Annotated in this window: 15 protein-coding genes; 6 read left to right on the top strand and 9 right to left on the bottom strand. The window is 60.2% G+C overall.

Annotated features, from left to right (window positions below):
- Positions 1–24: 24 nt before the first annotated feature.
- Entirely contained in the window at positions 25–1,026 is a 1,002-nt protein-coding gene (locus ACEN84_RS21780; protein WP_413709891.1) for an SDR family NAD(P)-dependent oxidoreductase, read from the top strand.
- Here the strand turns inward: ACEN84_RS21780 and ACEN84_RS21775 are convergent.
- From ACEN84_RS21775 to ACEN84_RS21745, 7 genes are all read right to left on the bottom strand, one after another.
- A complete protein-coding gene (locus ACEN84_RS21775; protein WP_413709890.1) occupies positions 1,023–1,820 on the bottom strand; it encodes an aminoglycoside phosphotransferase family protein in 798 nt (265 codons plus the stop codon). The two genes, ACEN84_RS21780 and ACEN84_RS21775, sit on opposite strands and share 4 nt — an antisense overlap.
- Before the next feature lie 289 nt (positions 1,821–2,109).
- Positions 2,110–3,234 carry an alkene reductase gene (locus ACEN84_RS21770; protein ID WP_413709889.1) on the bottom strand — a complete coding sequence of 375 codons (1,125 nt, stop codon included), beginning with the start codon at positions 3,232–3,234 and terminating at the stop codon, positions 2,110–2,112.
- 24 nt (positions 3,235–3,258) lie between these two features.
- On the bottom strand, positions 3,259–4,425 hold the full coding sequence (locus tag ACEN84_RS21765; RefSeq protein ID WP_112715715.1) for an MFS transporter: 1,167 nt from the start codon (positions 4,423–4,425) through the stop codon (positions 3,259–3,261).
- Between the two features lies 1 nt (position 4,426).
- Positions 4,427–4,720, bottom strand: a complete 294-nt coding sequence (locus ACEN84_RS21760) for an ArsR/SmtB family transcription factor (protein ID WP_112715713.1) — start codon at positions 4,718–4,720, stop codon at positions 4,427–4,429.
- A 560-nt stretch (positions 4,721–5,280) separates the two neighbouring features.
- Positions 5,281–6,177: a LysR family transcriptional regulator VtlR gene (locus tag ACEN84_RS21755; protein ID WP_112386304.1), complete on the bottom strand. Its 897-nt coding sequence runs from the start codon at positions 6,175–6,177 to the stop codon at positions 5,281–5,283.
- A gap of 23 nt (positions 6,178–6,200) precedes the next feature.
- Positions 6,201–7,175 (bottom strand): thioredoxin-disulfide reductase, encoded by a 975-nt coding sequence (trxB, locus tag ACEN84_RS21750; protein ID WP_112715711.1) that lies wholly within the window; start codon positions 7,173–7,175, stop codon positions 6,201–6,203.
- A 301-nt stretch (positions 7,176–7,476) separates the two neighbouring features.
- Positions 7,477–8,565, bottom strand: coding sequence for a hypothetical protein (locus ACEN84_RS21745; RefSeq protein ID WP_413709888.1), 1,089 nt, complete (start codon positions 8,563–8,565; stop codon positions 7,477–7,479).
- 149 nt (positions 8,566–8,714) lie between these two features.
- On the opposite strand from ACEN84_RS21745, the gene ACEN84_RS21740 reads away from it, so the two are divergent.
- Genes ACEN84_RS21740 through ACEN84_RS21730 form a run of 3 tightly spaced genes read left to right on the top strand, consistent with a single transcriptional unit; the run spans position 8,715 to position 11,070 of the window.
- Positions 8,715–9,179 (top strand): Lrp/AsnC family transcriptional regulator, encoded by a 465-nt coding sequence (locus tag ACEN84_RS21740; RefSeq protein WP_413709887.1) that lies wholly within the window; start codon positions 8,715–8,717, stop codon positions 9,177–9,179.
- A gap of 9 nt (positions 9,180–9,188) precedes the next feature.
- Positions 9,189–10,109 carry a glycosyl transferase gene (locus ACEN84_RS21735; protein ID WP_413709886.1) on the top strand — a complete coding sequence of 307 codons (921 nt, stop codon included), beginning with the start codon at positions 9,189–9,191 and terminating at the stop codon, positions 10,107–10,109.
- 55 nt (positions 10,110–10,164) lie between these two features.
- Entirely contained in the window at positions 10,165–11,070 is a 906-nt protein-coding gene (locus tag ACEN84_RS21730) for a glycosyltransferase family 92 protein (RefSeq protein WP_413711337.1), read from the top strand.
- Positions 11,071–11,091: 21 nt separating this feature from the next.
- Here ACEN84_RS21730 and ACEN84_RS21725 read toward each other — a convergent pair whose 3' ends face one another.
- Positions 11,092–12,129, bottom strand: a complete 1,038-nt coding sequence (locus tag ACEN84_RS21725; protein ID WP_413711336.1) for a glycosyltransferase family 4 protein — start codon at positions 12,127–12,129, stop codon at positions 11,092–11,094.
- A gap of 39 nt (positions 12,130–12,168) precedes the next feature.
- A complete protein-coding gene (gene greA, locus ACEN84_RS21720; protein WP_112715701.1) occupies positions 12,169–12,645 on the bottom strand; it encodes a transcription elongation factor GreA in 477 nt (158 codons plus the stop codon).
- A gap of 243 nt (positions 12,646–12,888) precedes the next feature.
- Here greA and ACEN84_RS21715 point away from each other — a divergent pair, with 243 nt between their 5' ends.
- Together ACEN84_RS21715 and ACEN84_RS21710 are read left to right on the top strand one after the other, a co-directional pair.
- Positions 12,889–14,121, top strand: coding sequence for a putative DNA modification/repair radical SAM protein (locus tag ACEN84_RS21715; RefSeq protein WP_413709885.1), 1,233 nt, complete (start codon positions 12,889–12,891; stop codon positions 14,119–14,121).
- Entirely contained in the window at positions 14,121–15,596 is a 1,476-nt protein-coding gene (locus tag ACEN84_RS21710) for a UdgX family uracil-DNA binding protein (protein ID WP_413709884.1), read from the top strand. Before ACEN84_RS21715 ends, ACEN84_RS21710 begins: the two co-directional genes overlap by 1 nt.
- Positions 15,597–15,702 lie beyond the last annotated feature (106 nt).

Raw genomic sequence — 15,702 nt, 5'->3', positions numbered from 1 at the left:
CGCGTCATCATCAAGGAGATTGAGATGACAGAGGATCGGAAGACAGCTCTCGTTCTTGGCGCCACGGGCGGTATCGGTGGCGCCGTTGCCCGCAAGCTGATGCAGCGCGGATGGCAGGTGCGGGCGCTGAACCGCAATGCGAAGGCTGCATCGCAGCGCATGCCTGAAGTCGAATGGGTGCAGGGCGATGCGATGGATGCCAGCGATGTCCGCGCGGCCGCGGAGGGTACGGTTCTGATCATCCATGCGGTGAACCCGCCCGGCTATCGCGACTGGGAAAAGCTGGTGCTGCCGATGCTCGACAATACGATCGCGGCGGCGCGCTCGGTTGGCGCCCGCATCGTCCTGCCGGGGACGGTCTATAATTTCGGGCCGGATGCCTTTCCTGTCCTGCGCGAAGACAGCCCGCAGAACCCGGTGACGAAGAAGGGAGCGATCCGTGTCGAGATGGAAAAGCGGCTGAAGCGGGCGGCGGAGCAGGGGACCGGTGTGATCATCGTCCGCGCCGGTGATTTCTTCGGCCTGGGCACGACCGGCAACAGCTGGTTCTCGCAGATCGTCACGCCGGGCAAGCCGGTCCGGACGCTGAAGAACCCGGCACGCGATGGCATTGGTCATCAGTGGGCCTATCTGCCCGATGTGGCGGAGACGATGGTGGCGCTTGTCGAGCGCGCCACTAGCCTGCCCGATTTCGCCGTCTATCACATGGACGGCTTATGGGATCGCGATGGCCAGCAGATGGTCGAGGCCATCAGGCGTGTCTCCGGCGGGCGAGCGAAGATAGCAGCCTTTCCCTGGTGGATCGTGCCGCTGGCGGCACCCTTTGTCACCGTCATGCGGGAGGTGAAGGAAATGCGCTACCTCTGGAAAGAGCCGCTGCGCATGTCCAATGCCAAGCTGGTCGCCGAGCTCGGTCGCGAGCCGCAGACGCCGATCGATGAAGCGGTGCGTGCCTCGCTGGTGGCGCTCGGCTGCCTGCCGAAGACCGCGGGACTGCTCACCAATCGCGAGGCGATCGTGGGCTAGCCGAGTTCCCCAAGCGCGATGCGGGCGACCGTCAGCTGCAGATCGGCGCTCTCCTTCGAGCCGTCGCCCATAAACCATGCGGCCGACAGGCCGGAATAGGCGACGATCCATTGCAGCAGGCGGCGGGGTTCGAGGGCGGTTTCCGCCGAGACGATCGGCAACTGGCGCTGTAGCCGGCCGGGAGCGGCGATCGTCGCCAGGTCCTCGTTGGCAAAGGTGTTGGCGAAATCGAAGCCACGCTCGCCATAGAGCCCCTTGGGATCGATTACCAGCCAGCCGTCCTCGCCGAAATCGAGGATATTGCTGTGATGGATGTCGCCGTGGAGGACTGCCGCAGCCTGCGGCTTGGCCAGCAATGCCCGGGCAATGCGGTCGCAATCGGCAAGCGTGCCGCCATGGGCCGCTGCCGCGGGCGCCAGTTCGCGGAACCATCGATCCAGCGGGATCAGCGCCGGCAAAGGCTTTTGGCGCGGGGCGTGGAGAGCGTTGACGGTCCGGCAGATAATCCGCGTCGCCTCGTCGTCCTGCTCACCATGCGCCATCCTGAGCAGCGACTGCGGGCTGAGCGAGCGCTCCATCAGAACGGCGTGGCTGTCATGGGCATAGACGCGCGCCGCACCCTTGCCATCCCACCAGTCCAGCAACGCGCCACCGGCCCGCTCCGCCTCGTCCTCCGACATCTTCAGCATGGCCGGCTTGCCGCGCCAGAGGACGGGCAGGAGCTTGCTGCTAGGGGTGACGATCGGCCGGCCGTCCGGCGTGAGGGACCAGCGGGAGAGGTAGGGTTCGAACATGGGGTGGAAGGTAGGGGCAGGAGTGTCGGTTTGAAGGGGCAGCCCATCCACTTTCCTCATTCCTGTGCCCTTATGGTCGCGCCCACGGGATGTCACAGGAATCCAGTGCGCCCCAGTCCTGGGGCGCGGGAGACTTTCGGCCTTACGAGTCATTCACGGCGCAGACGCGCCGTGGCTGGATTCCTGTGACAAGCACAGGAATGAGGGAGGCGGGGGTAGGTGCCTGCTGCCGGCTGCCCCAAAAGAAATCCCGCCTCTTGGGCGGGATTTCTCAGTTTCCACTCAGTCCTTACGCGACCTTGTCGATCAGCGGGTAGTCCGTGTAGCCCTTGGCGCCGCCGCCGTAGAAGGTGGCCTGGTCGCCGGCGTTGAGGGGCAGGTTCTTCTGCAGGCGCTCGACGAGATCCGGGTTGGCGATGAAGGGCTTGCCGAAGGCGACGAGGTCGGCGCGGCCGGTTTCGGCGGCGGCGATCGCCATGTCGCGGTCGTAGCCGTTATTGACCATCCAGCTTGCCTTGCCGCCGGCCTTTTCATAAGCGGCGCGCAGCGCTGCATAGTCGAAGGAGGGGTTGGTGCCGCCCTTGTAGTCGCGTTCGCCGCCGGTCTGGCCTTCGACGATATGGATATAGGCGAGATCGTATTTCGCCAGTCCCTCGACCACGTGGGTGAAGACGGCCTGCGGGTTCGAATCGTAGCTGTCGTTCGACGGCGTGACCGGCGACAGGCGGATGGCGGTGCGGCCGGCGCCGATTTCCCTGGTGACGGCTTCCACGACTTCAAAGGTCAGGCGGGTGCGGTTTTCGATCGAGCCGCCATACTGGTCGGTGCGGTCGTTGATGCCGTCGCGCATGAACTGGTCGAGCAGATAACCATTGGCGCCGTGGATTTCGACGCCGTCAAAGCCGGCGTCGATGGCAGCGCGGGCAGCCTTGCGATAATCCTCGATGATGCCGGGGATTTCGGAGGTTTCCAAGGCGCGAGGCTCGGAAGTCTCGGCGAAGGTGCCGGTGCCGTCAGGATTGACGAGGTAGGTCTTGCCCTTGGCGGCGCGGTTGGTCGAGGAGACCGGCTTGCCGCCATTTGGCTGCAACGTGGTGTGCGAGATACGGCCGACATGCCACATCTGGACGACGATCTTGCCGCCGCCGGCATGGACGGCGTCGGTGACGCGCTTCCAGCCATCGAGCGCTTCCTTCGTATAGAGGCCGGGAACATCGGCATAACCCTGGCCCTGATGGGTGATCGGGGTTGCCTCGGTGATGATCAGGCCGGCGCTGGCGCGCTGGCGGTAATATTCGACATTCAGGTCGTTCGGCACAGCGCCCGGCGAGCGGTTGCGGGTCAGCGGAGCCATGACGATGCGGTTCTTGACGGCGATGTCGCCAACCTGTGTCGGTTCAAAAAGCTTGGTCATAAGTCTTTCCTTTTCTGGCGGGGATCACGCGGCCGGGGCGGGGGCCGTCTTGCCCCGGGCCGAAAGATAGGTGAGGGCGGTCGCGCCGAGGCCGATGATGGCCATGAGGGCGGCTGCGAGGGGTACGCGGGTGAGCTCGAAGCCACTCTCGATCACCATGCCTCCGGCCCAGGCGCCGAGTGCGTTGCCGGTGTTGAAGGCGCCGATATTGATGGTCGAGACCAGGTTTGGCGCATCCTTGCCGAAGCTGACGACGCCGACCTGCAGTGCGGGAACGGCGGCAAAGGTGGCGATCGCCCAGACGAGCAGGGTGATTTCGGCCGGGATGAAGAAGCGACTGGTGAAGCTGAAGATGACAGAGGTGACGGCGATTGCGGCAAAGACACCGGCCAGTGTCACGCCAAGCTTCCAGTCGGCGAGCTTGCCGCCGATCAGGTTGCCGACGGTGAGGCCGATGCCGATCAGGAACAGGGTCCAGGTAACGCCTTCCGGCGACAGGCCGGTGACATCGCGCAGCAGCGGGGCGATATAGGTGAAGAGCGCAAACATCGAGGCCGAGAAGAACACCGTGGTCGACAGCGCCAGCCACAGGCGGCCGTTGCGCAGCGCCGAGATTTCGGCAAGCAGGCTGCTCTGCTTCTCCTGCTTGTCCTTCGGCAGGATGGCGATCAGGCCGATGATGGTGATGACGCCGATGACGGTGACGACACCGAAGGTGGAGCGCCAGCCATAGGCCTGGCCGATCGCGGTGCCCAGCGGGACGCCGAGAACATTTGCCAGCGTCAGGCCGGTGAACATCAGGGCGACGGCGCGGGCCTTGCGGTCCTCACTGACGAGACCGGCTGCAACCACCGAGCCGATGCCGAAGAAGGCGCCGTGGCAAAGGGCGGTGACGACGCGGGCAAACATCAGCACCCAGTAATTCGGGGCGATGGCGCAGAGCAGGTTGCCGGCGATGAAGAAGGCCATCAGCGCGATCAGCGCCGTGCGCCGCTTCAGCTTGGCGGTCGAGACCGCCATGACAGGCGCGCCGATCGCCACTGCCAGCGCGTAGCCGGTGACGAGCCAGCCGGCCTGCGGAATGGTGACGGAGAGGTCTGCCGCCACTTCCGGCAGCAGACCCATGATGACGAATTCCGTGGTGCCTATCGCAAAGGAGCTCAAGGCGAGGACGAGGAGGGCGAGGGGCATATCAAAGATCCTGGGAGAGCTGCTTCAGGAAGGCAGCGATGGTTTCTTCGTTTCGCTTGTAGAAGATCCACTGGCCGACGCGGCGCGTGGTGACGAGACCGGCGCGGTGCAGCGTGCCGAGATGCGAGGAGACCGTCGACTGCGACAGGCCGCAGCGCTCGAACTGGCTGGCGCAGACGCCCATATCCAGCGGATGCTCCTGAGAGGCGAAATGCGCCTCCGGATTTTTCAGCCAGTTGAGGATTTCCATCCGGGTCGGATGTGAAAGTGCCTTGAGGATTTCGTCCTTGTCCATCGCCTGTTCTCGATCCTTAAATCGAACTTTCTCGATATATGGATCGCTGTGTGCCGATATGCAAGAGGCGACGGTGTGAGCCGTTGCACGATATTTCTCTGATTAAATTTTAAGCAAAAAAAGAGGGCCACCGGAAAGCCGGGGCCCTTTAAAGGTGTGAAGGTCAATAAACCTCCAGAGGGGAACAGCTAACGCGGTGGCACTGGGAGAGAACCACGAAATGCATCAGCTATGTGCGATATGGTGGTTTATTGGGCAGGTTGCAATGCATTTTTGTGCATGCCTGCTATGCACTGCACAAATTATGCTGCGCCGCAGCGAATTTGGGCAAAAAAAGAGGGCCGCCGAAAGCTCGGGGCCCTTTTAAGGTGTGAAGGTCAAAAACCTCCAGAGGGGAACAGCTAATGCGGTGGAACTGGGAGGAAAAGCCACCATGTGCATCAGCTAAGTGCGATATGGTGTTTTAATGTGCAAACGGCAACCCCTCTTTTGTGCATGTCAGTCATGCAGTGGTTGCATAGTCTGCAATTCATTCCACAATTCGCGTCTGTCGAGCCCGCTCAGAAGTTCCAGTTTCTGGCCTTGGTGACGATGAAATCGCGGAAAGCCTTCAGCTTCGCGGCATTCTTGATCTCGTCCGGATAGCAGAAATAAGTATCGAAAGAGGGGACATCGGCATTGATCGCCAGCTGGATCAGACCCGGGTCGCGGCCGACGATATAGTCCGGCATGCAGGCGACGCCCATGCCGAGGAGGCAGGCGCGCTTGATCGAGGTCTGGCTGTTGATCTGCAGATGCGGAATGCGCTTGTTGTCCGACGAGCGGCCGGCAATCTCCAGCCAGTTGACGTCGAGCAGGTAGTTCGGCGCCGGCTCGCCGAAGGTGATGATCCGGTGATTGTCGAGATCCTCCACCGTCTGCGGCTCGCCGTAGCGGTTGATATAGGAGGGCGCGGCATAGACGTGCATATGCACGGTGAAGAGCTTGCGCTGGATGAGATCGGACTGCTGCGGCTGGCGCAGGCGGATGGCGCAATCGGCGTGACGCATGTTCACGTCGACTTCCTCGTTGTCGAGGATCAGCTGGATTTGCACATCCGGGTAGAGCTGCATGAACTCCTGGATCTTGTCCGTCAGCCAGCCCTGGCCGAGGCCGACCGTGGTCGTGACGCGCAGCTTGCCGGACGGCGTTTCCGTCGTCTCCGTCAGTTGCATCTTCACGGTTTCGAGCTTCAGCAGCACGTCATGCGCGGTGCGGTAGAGCAATTCGCCCTGTTCCGTCAGGATCAGGCCGCGCGCATGGCGGTGGAACAGCTTGGTGCCGACATCCTGCTCCAGCGCGCTGACCTGGCGGCTGATGGCGGATTGAGACAGATGCAACTTGTCGGCCGCATGCGTGAACGAACCCGCTTCGGCAGCTGCGTGAAAGATACGCAGCTTGTCCCAATCCAATGGCATTCCCCCACCCCTCATAGCCATGCTTACTCCGCGGCCACGGCGACGGGCATGTGGCCCGTCAGATAACGCTCGGCTTCGAGAGCGGCCATGCATCCCATGCCGGCGGCGGTGATCGCCTGGCGGAAGGTATCGTCCGTCACGTCACCGGCAGCATAGACGCCCTCTACGCTTGTGGCGGTGGAGTCGGGAGCGGTCCAGAGATAGCCGTTGTCCTTGAGCTTCAGCTTGCCCTTGAAGAGTTCGGTGGCCGGCGCATGGCCGATGGCTACGAAGACGCCGTCGATGGTGTTTTCGGAGATGGCGCCGGTGCGGGTGTCGCGCAGGCGCACGCCCGAGACCGACGGCGGCATCGGCGGCTTTGCCGGCGTGCCGGTGATTTCGGCGATCTCGGTGTTCCAGAGGATCTTGACGTTTTCCTTGGCGAACAGGCGCTCCTGCAGGATCTTTTCCGAGCGGAAGCTGTCGCGGCGGTGCACGACCGTCACCGACTTGGCGATATTCGAGAGATAAAGTGCTTCCTCGACGGCGCTGTTGCCGCCGCCGACGACGATGACGTCCTTGTTGCGATAGAAGAAGCCATCGCAGGTGGCGCAGGCGGAAACGCCGAAGCCCTGGAAATGCTGCTCGCTCTCGATGCCGAGCCACTTCGCCTTGGCGCCGGTGGCGATGATCAGCGTATCGGCGGTCCACACCTGGCCGCTATCGGTGCGTGCCACGAAGGGGCGCTGGTTCATCTCGACTTCGGTGACGAGGTCGTTGACGATTTCGGCGCCGACATGCTTTGCCTGCTGCAGCATCTGGTCCATCAGCCACGGGCCCTGGATCGGATCGGCAAAGCCCGGATAATTCTCGACATCGGTCGTGATCATCAGCTGGCCGCCTTGCTCCATGCCTGCGATCAGCACCGGCTTCAGCATCGCGCGCGCCGCATAGACGGCAGCCGTATAGCCGGCAGGGCCGGAGCCGATGATGAGCACCTTCGTGTGGCGGGCGGACATGTCTTTAATTTCCTTTCGACTGGCGGGACGCAGCGGCTAAAGAGCGAATGAGGCCGTTTGGCGTTCCCCGCACATTTATGAACGTCCAGTGCTTTTATTCAAGGGCAGCCTTGCATTACCAACAAGGCATTGCGCTTGGCTGTGCAAGAATCCACCGCAGGGGCGAAACATTCTTGCCTATTGCCGCACTTTATATAAGGGACTGCACCGTGGAATTTAAGAACGGCGCATCGCCTTGCAGATGCCGGTACGCGAAAGCACTATCTTTCACTCGCTGCGTTCAAAAAAGCGTGGACCGCGATCAATGTTTTTCGTGCAGATGCTTGAAGAGCGCGCTCCACTGGTCGCAAACGGCAGCAAGCGTATAGCTAGTGCTGATCACCGTTGCTGCTTTGGCAATCCGCACGGCTCGCTCGTTCGGGTCTGCCATCAGCGTTCCCAACCCCTCGTCCCAGTCGTCGAAGACCGCGGCATCGCTAAAGGGCTCGTAACTCGGGATCAAGCTGGCGCAGGCGGCGAGGCCATTGGCAAAGGCAGAGGTCAAGCGGTTTGCGCTTTTTGCGAGCGTGTACTCGTTGGTTCGGATGGGCAGAACGGCGATATCGTGAAACCGTAACGCCGGGTTAAACGTGTGCAGATTCCACGGAAGGTAAAAGCATTGAAATCCGGTCTCGGCGAACAAATCCTTGAAGCGCTGCTCATTGTCGCTGATGATCGTCAGTGATAGAGGCCGCTGATCATTGTGGGCTTTGAGCGCCGCGCAATAGGCCTGCACATCATACATTCCATTTTTTGCAGCCTGAGTGCCGCTGACGCCGTACCACACGAGGCGTCGTCCTTCGGGGATGTTTGCGCTTGTCAGTTGCTCGTTGAGCTTCGCCAACTTTTGGCTGGCTTCCTTTGTTCCTCTGTCGCTAGGCTCTTCCTCGACTGCATCAGGGATTACGTGGAAGGCCATGTCCGCCCGCAGGTGTTTGGCCAGGATGTCGCGCAGATAGGTGGACGGTGTGACGATCGCATCGAAACCATTGACGAGATGGGGCAGGCGTGCGCGCTTAATTCTTGTCTTGTTGCCATCATTTTGGCCCGCGAAGAAAATATTGTCGCTGAGGTCGAGGACAAGCTTGGTTCCGTACCGCGCTTTCAATCGCAGGACACGCTCCAGCGAACTAATTTTCGTTCTTTTCGACAGGACAATTATGTGTGGTGGACGTATTCTTGGGATGAACTCAAAGTAGCGTCGAAACGTGTCGCTGTATATTTCCGTTTCGACGCCGTCCTTTTTCAGGCCGCGCATCACCTGAGCGCACCGGATGCGGTAGCTGGCGACGGTATCGTCTAGGCGCTGAGGCCAAAACATTATGCGGCAGTTTTCGAGTTTATGCGTCATTTTCCGCATCTAGCCCATTTCATTTGCAGGAACAATCTCTGTCTCTATGGCTTTTCCAAGGTTCGAGAAATATCTGTCTTTCCGGTGAAACATTATTGCGGTGGCTTCGCGCTGTGACATAAAGGTGCTTTGAGAACGAGGGCGAATTTTTGCGAGTCGAGTTAGACGAAATTGATATCAAGATACTAAGAGAACTTCAGCGAAACGGCCGCATAACCAATGTCGAGCTGGCCGATCGCGTGGGGGTCTCGGCCCCTCCGTGCCTGCGACGCGTCCGCAAGCTTGAGACCGCGGGTATTATCGAGGGCTATCAGGCGATGTTGAACAGCCCCAAGCTAGGTTTCGACCTCGTTGCCTTCTGCATGGTGGGACTGAAGCACCAGTCGGAAGCCAATCTTCGCGCATTTGCTGCGGCAACGACGGAATGGCCTCTCGTCCGCCAGGCCTGGATGGTGTCCGGCGACAGTGACTTCCTCCTGCATTGTGTCGTCGAAAATCTTACGAAGTTCCAGGATTTTGTCATCGAGGTCCTGACGGCTAACGAGCATGTGGATACCGTACGTACTATGCTGACGATCAGGCAGGTGAAGAAACTTGGTCTCGTTGCTGTGTGAGGGGAGCAATTGAATCGTCCCTTGCTCCGCTCCCTCTTGCGACTGGCTGCGCGCTGTTTCCTGGGGCGCGCGCGGGGGCATTACGAGGAATGGTTTCCGTGGTTAAGGCTGGAAAAGCCCGGGCCGGCAGTTCCAGGTGGCATTTTTTACAAGTCGCAGAAATGCGGTGAACTTCAGCCACTGAGCGTGCTTCGAGAAAGAGCTGGAGACGCGCTCCATATCGTCGGGTCCGGTCCTTCCGTCAAATTGAACGATCTGCGTTTGATCCCCGATTTCACGGCAATACTTTTGAACGGTGCCATGTCCTTATCGAGTAAGGAGATCAAAGCGCCGCTTGCGATCGCCGTCGAAGACGAGCGCTTCGTGTGGCGTCATTTCCCCATGCTGAAGGTTGTCGACAGGTCGATCATATGTCTTCTGTCCGTTGCGGCTATCCGCGCCATCTGCCAGGCAGATGCCGGTTGGTTTCATGATCGTATTGTTATTCTCATCGACAACGTGCGAAAGCCGTATGAAGGGGCACGTCGGGATGACGGGGCGCTGGCTGCTCTCGATTTCGTCAGACTTTCACCTGCCCATGATGCAGGCTTTTCGCTTTCACCAGAAAGGGGCGTGTTTCAAGGCGGCTCCGTTGCTGTTACGGCGTTCCAGTTTGCAGTTGCCTGCGATGTCGGGACGATCGGCTTTTTCGGCGTGGATATTTCCAATGCCAATAGCCCGCGCTTTTACGAAACGACAGCCGATGCTGCCTATTCGGGCATAGCTGCGGCCGAAAAGCGGATTCTCGCCCACGTAGCGCTTGGTGTTGCAGTGGCCGACGAACGATGCATCAAGGTCTGTAATTTTTCGCCGATTTCGTCTCTGAACCAGTGCGGGCTGCCGTACAACGACAGCTTCGCCTTGAGAGGCGCGGCAGGAGAGGCGGGTTGAATATTCTGGCGTTCACCGATAGGTGGACGCCAAATCAAAGGAGAACAGCGTGGGAATCTTCGGCACCAGCAAGCCATATTCGAAATTTCTGAAGATCACGCCACCGAAGGCTGCCGTAGATCGACATGGTGTGGCAATCGTTTCCACGGTCAAGAACGAGGGGCGCTATATTTCCGACTGGGTAAAGTTTCACCTAGCCGTGGGCGTCCGGCATTTCCACATCTATGACGATGGCTCTTCGGACGATACGCGCGATGTACTTCGTGCACTCCTTACGCCGGATCAACTGACACTGATTCCATGGATCGCGCGGATGGAAGACTCGGCGCTTCATAAGAAATTGAATGGCCAGGTTCTCGCTTTCGCGCATGCCGTTCTCAATTTCGGTTCCAATTACCGCTGGATGGCATTCATCGATGTCGATGAATTTCTGTTGCCAAAAACGGGCAAGACTGTCGAGCAGGCGCTGGTGGGAGCGGGCGGTTTCCCGAACATTTCATTGCCTTGGCATATGTTTGGAAGGGGCGGTCACAAGACCCGGCCCGTGGGATCGATATTGCGGAACTTCACGATACGCAGCGAAGACCCACTCAGCAAAGTCAAACACGCAAGCAACTTCAAGTGTATCGTCGACCCCTGCGAGGTGACCGAAGTCAGCGTGCATCGGTTTGAGACACGCGAATTCGGGGAATATACGGCAAATGACGAGGGGCGCCAATACACGCGCCGTGGCAGAAAATCGGCGAGCTTTTACTCATCTCGCTATCTGCAGCTAAACCACTATTACAGCAAGTCCGACGAAGAGCTTCAGGAGAAGCTGGCGCGGGGACCCGCGTCTCCAGGAACGGCGGAGAATTATCGAAGTCGGGTAATATTGGCTGTGGAGAATATCGAACATAAAACGGTTGAGGACCTTGCGATGATCGAATTTCTGGATCGAAACGGCATAGATATACAATAATATAGACGTGGAACTGCCTGGCTAGGCAGTGTGCTTTGAGTATATAGCTCTCAGCGCACTTGCTTCGCGATTGATGTCGAAGTTTTCCTTGACATGTGCCAAGGCGGTGTTTCCAACGAGAATTGTGCGCTCGGGGTCGCCGAGATACGGCTCTATAGCTCTTCTTAGACCATTGCCGTCACCTCCCGCAACAACACTGCCATTGACGCCTTCTTCGATCATCTCCGCATAAGCGCCAGCGTCGCTTGCGACAACCGCTGTCCGCGATGCCATGGCCTCAAGCGGGGTCAGACCGAATCCTTCGTTGCGGGAGGGGGCCACGTACAAGGTAAGGCGGCGGTACCACACTTTGATGTCGGGAACTTCGCCAAGAAAGACGACACGATTGACAAGGCCTGCGGCGGCGATGGCGGACTTAAGGCCTTCGGCAAATGCAGCATGTTCCGGGGTCACGCGGCCGGAGATGACCGCTGTCCAATCCGGGTATTTCGGCAGAAGCTCGATCATTGCCTTGACGAACAGGTCGGTGCCCTTTTGGTGGCGGACTCGACCGAAGCAGCCGACTAAGTACCTGCCGGGCAGGCCGGTGGCTTCGATCGTGTCTTCTGCAGTTTCCGGCGGATGGAAGAGTTCCAGATCCACGCCATGCTGGATGACGGTGTGGCCGACTTCGAGGAAGGAGCCCGAGCGGGTGCTGGTGGCGATCACATGATCCATCTGGCGGATAAGCCAGCGCGTATAGCCGGTATGGCGGCGTTGGGCCGCCGACGTAAAGACCAGCTTGAGCCGCATCCGCAGGACGCGTTTTAGGAAGAGCCCGAATGCCATCTCGTTGTTGCGGCGAGCATGCCAGATACGATGGGAATGGCCAATCGGGGGGCGCCACAGGCCAGCAAGCTGCGTCCAGCGCAGCCTCGGCAGGTGCGCCGGCAGGCCGGGGCCTAATGTGGCGATCTTGACGCCGAGCTTCACTTGATAGGGAATCAACTGAATAATCGTCGACGTGACGCCGGAGAGGCGCCGCTTGAAATTCGGCGCGATGATCTCGACGTCACGGATATCGATGCGGGCAGGGCGGCTGTCTGGCGCCACGGGTGATCAGCCCCAGGAAATCTGGAGGATTTCGTAGGCCTTGGAGCCACCGGGTGCGTTGACTTCGATGGATTCGCCGACTTCCTTGCCGATCAGCGCGCGGGCGATCGGGGAGGAGATGGAGATGCGGCCGGCCTTCACGTCGGCTTCCTGGTCGCCAACGATCTGATAGGTCTTTTCTTCCTCGGTGTCCTCGTCGACAAGCTTCACCTTGGCGCCGAACTTGATCTTGTCGCCGGACATCTTCGAGAGGTCGATGACTTCGGCGCGCGCCGTCAGGTCTTCGAGCTCGGCAATGCGGCCTTCGTTGAGGCTCTGGGCTTCCTTGGCAGCATGGTATTCTGCATTTTCCGACAGGTCGCCATGGGCGCGCGCTTCGGCGATCGCCTCGATGATGCGGGGACGCTCTTCCTGCTGGCGCCAGCGCAGTTCTTCCTGCAGCTTGACGAAACCACCCTGCGTCATCGGAACCTTATCTACCATTTTCCCGTCCTTTATTCTTCGTGTCGCTACAGGTAGGCAGTGACACAAAAGAAAACAGGTCCCGAAGAGAACTTCGGAACCGTGCCAACAATCCTAGTTGCTTCGCTTATAGCAGATCGCTACCGGCGATTTCCATAAAATTCGTATCAGCGCTTCTGACCCGGCTCATGGTTGCGATATCTAGCGCAGAAATCCGCTGGCTTTCATTGACTTTTAGCAAAAGAACATATAGTGAACAAATCCATGAAGAAGTCGCTGAATGAACGATTGGCCATCCTTTCGGATGCCGCGAAATACGATGCTTCCTGCGCTTCCAGCGGTACGACGAAGCGCGATTCGGGCGCCAGCGGCGGGCTGGGCTCGACCGAGGGATCCGGCATCTGCCATGCCTATGCGCCGGATGGACGATGCATCTCGCTGCTGAAAATCCTGCTCACCAATTTCTGCATCTATGATTGTGCTTTCTGCATCAACCGCTCGTCGAGCAATGTCGAGCGCGCCCGCTTCACGCCAGAGGAGGTGGTCTGGCTGACACTGGAATTCTACCGGCGCAACTACATCGAGGGGCTGTTTTTATCCTCCGGCATCATCCGCTCCTCCGACCATACGATGGAGGAGATGGTGCGGGTGGTGCGTGAGCTGCGGGTTACCCATAATTTCCGCGGCTATATCCATCTGAAATCGATCCCCGAGGCGTCGGCGCATCTGATCGAGGAGGCGGGGCTTTATGCCGATAGGCTGTCGCTCAATATCGAGCTGCCGACCGACAACGGCATCACCCGTCTGGCGCCGGAGAAGAAGCCGTCGAGCATCCGCCGCTCGATGGGCGATCTCCGGTTGAAGATCGAGGAGGCCGGCGAGCCGACGCTGCAGACCAAGCGGCGCAAGCGCTTCGTGCCGGCCGGGCAGAGCACACAGATGATCGTCGGGGCCGATGGCGCCAATGATGCGACGATCCTCGGCACCAGCGCGCGGCTCTACGGCAGCTACGGGCTGCGGCGCGTCTATTATTCCGCCTTCAGTCCGATCCCGGATTCGTCGCGGAACCTGCCGCTGATCAAGCCGCCGCTGATGCGCGAGCACCGGCTCTACCAGGCAGACTGGCTCTATCGCTTCTATGGCTTCGGTATCGACGAGATCACCGCGACGCAGGAGGGCGGCATGCTGGATCTCGATCTCGATCCTAAGCTCGCCTGGGCACTCGGCCATCGCGACCAGTTTCCCGTCGATATCAACAGGGCCGCCAAGGAGCTGCTGCTGCGCGTGCCTGGCCTCGGAACCAAGGCGGTGAAGGGCATCCTGTCCGGCCGCCGGTTCCGCAAGCTACGCATAGAGGATCTGTCGCGGCTCGGCGTGTCGATCAAGAAGGTGCAGGCCTTCGTGACGGCGGAGGGCTGGACGCCGAAGCGGCTGATCGACCGGCCGGATCTACGCGCCATGTTCGAGCCGAAACCCGAACAGCTGCAGTTGCTCTGATGCTGAAGGTGGCGCTGCAGGGCAGGGGTGATTTTACCGAGTGGCGCGATGCCGCCCGCTCGCTCGCCGCCGCCGGCATTGCACCCGGGGAAATCGAATGGCGGGAGAAGGGCGGCGACAAGCAGCTGTTCTGGGAAGAGGATGTTCTGCCGCCGCAGCCATCGGGCAAATCACAGTTAACCGTGCCGCAGGCCTTCATCGACCTTGCCTCTGCCGTCATCTGCCACACCGATCCCGTTCGTTTCACGCTGCTCTATACGCTCTTGTGGCGGCTGCAATCGGACAGGAAGCTGCTCGATATCGTCTCGGACGAGGATGTTTCGCGGGCGCGGCTGATGGAAAAAAGCGTGCGCCGCGACGCGCACAAGATGACCGCCTTCGTTCGCTTCAAGGAGGTCGGCAGCGGTATCTCGATGAACGGGCGGCGGAAGTTTCTCGCCTGGTTCGAGCCTGATCATCATATCGTCGTGCGCAAGGCCTCGTTCTTCCAGCGGCGGTTCAACGATATGGACTGGATCATCCTGACGCCGAAGGGATCGGCCGGATGGGACGGGGTGAAGCTGACGACCAGCCACGAGCCCTGCGAAAAGCCCGATCTGACCGATGATGCCGATATGCTCTGGCGGACCTATTACGCCAATATCTTCAACCCGGCGCGGCTGAAGGTGAAGGCGATGCAGGCGGAGATGCCGAAGAAATACTGGAAAAACCTGCCGGAGGCGGAGCTCATTCCGGGGCTGGTCGCCAATGCCGAAAGCCGGGTGATCGAGATGGCGAAGCGCCAGGCGACGACGCCGCAGCCTTTCCACGACCGGCTGCAGCAGGCGGCGAGAAGCCAGCCCCTGCCAGAGCCTGCACCTGCCGGCACGCTGGAGGCGTTGCGGGAGCAGGCTGCCGTCTGCACCCGCTGTCCGCTGCACGAGAAGGCGACGCAGACGGTGTTCGGCGAGGGGCCGGAGAATGCGGATATCGTCTTCGTCGGCGAGCAGCCGGGCGATCAGGAGGATCTCGCGGGTCGTCCCTTTGTCGGCCCGGCGGGAAAGGTCTTCGATCAGGCCATCGAGGCGGCGGGGATCGACCGTTCGAGCCTCTATGTCACCAATGCCGTCAAGCATTTCAAATACGAGCCGCGCGGCAAGCGGCGCATCCATCAGCGCCCGAATATGGGCGAGGTACAGCATTGCCGCTGGTGGCTGAAGTTGGAGATCGATCTCATAAAGCCGAAGATCATGGTGGCGATGGGGGCGACGGCGCTGGCGGCGCTGACCGAGACGAAGCACCGGCTGACCGACATCAGGGGGCAGGCGATGCGGATGCCCAATGGACGGCTGCTTTTCGTCACCGTGCATCCGTCCTACCTGCTGCGGCTTTCGGACGAGCGGGATAGGGCTGAGCAGCTGGCGCTGTTCCAGCAGGATATGGTGGAGATTCAGTCGCTTATGCGCCGGATTTCGCAAAATGATTCCGCTGCCTGAATCTTTGATTCAATGGTAGCTCCGATCGATGGGTGGCGGAAAAGTCGCTGCCGCTGTCGGCTAAGGGGCATCTGAAACGTCCTCTGGCCGGCGAGGCATATCCTCT

This window comes from Rhizobium sp. Rhizsp82 (genome assembly GCF_047325115.1).
Lineage (GTDB): Bacteria > Pseudomonadota > Alphaproteobacteria > Rhizobiales > Rhizobiaceae > Rhizobium.
This window is presented reverse-complemented; position numbering and strand designations above follow the sequence as displayed.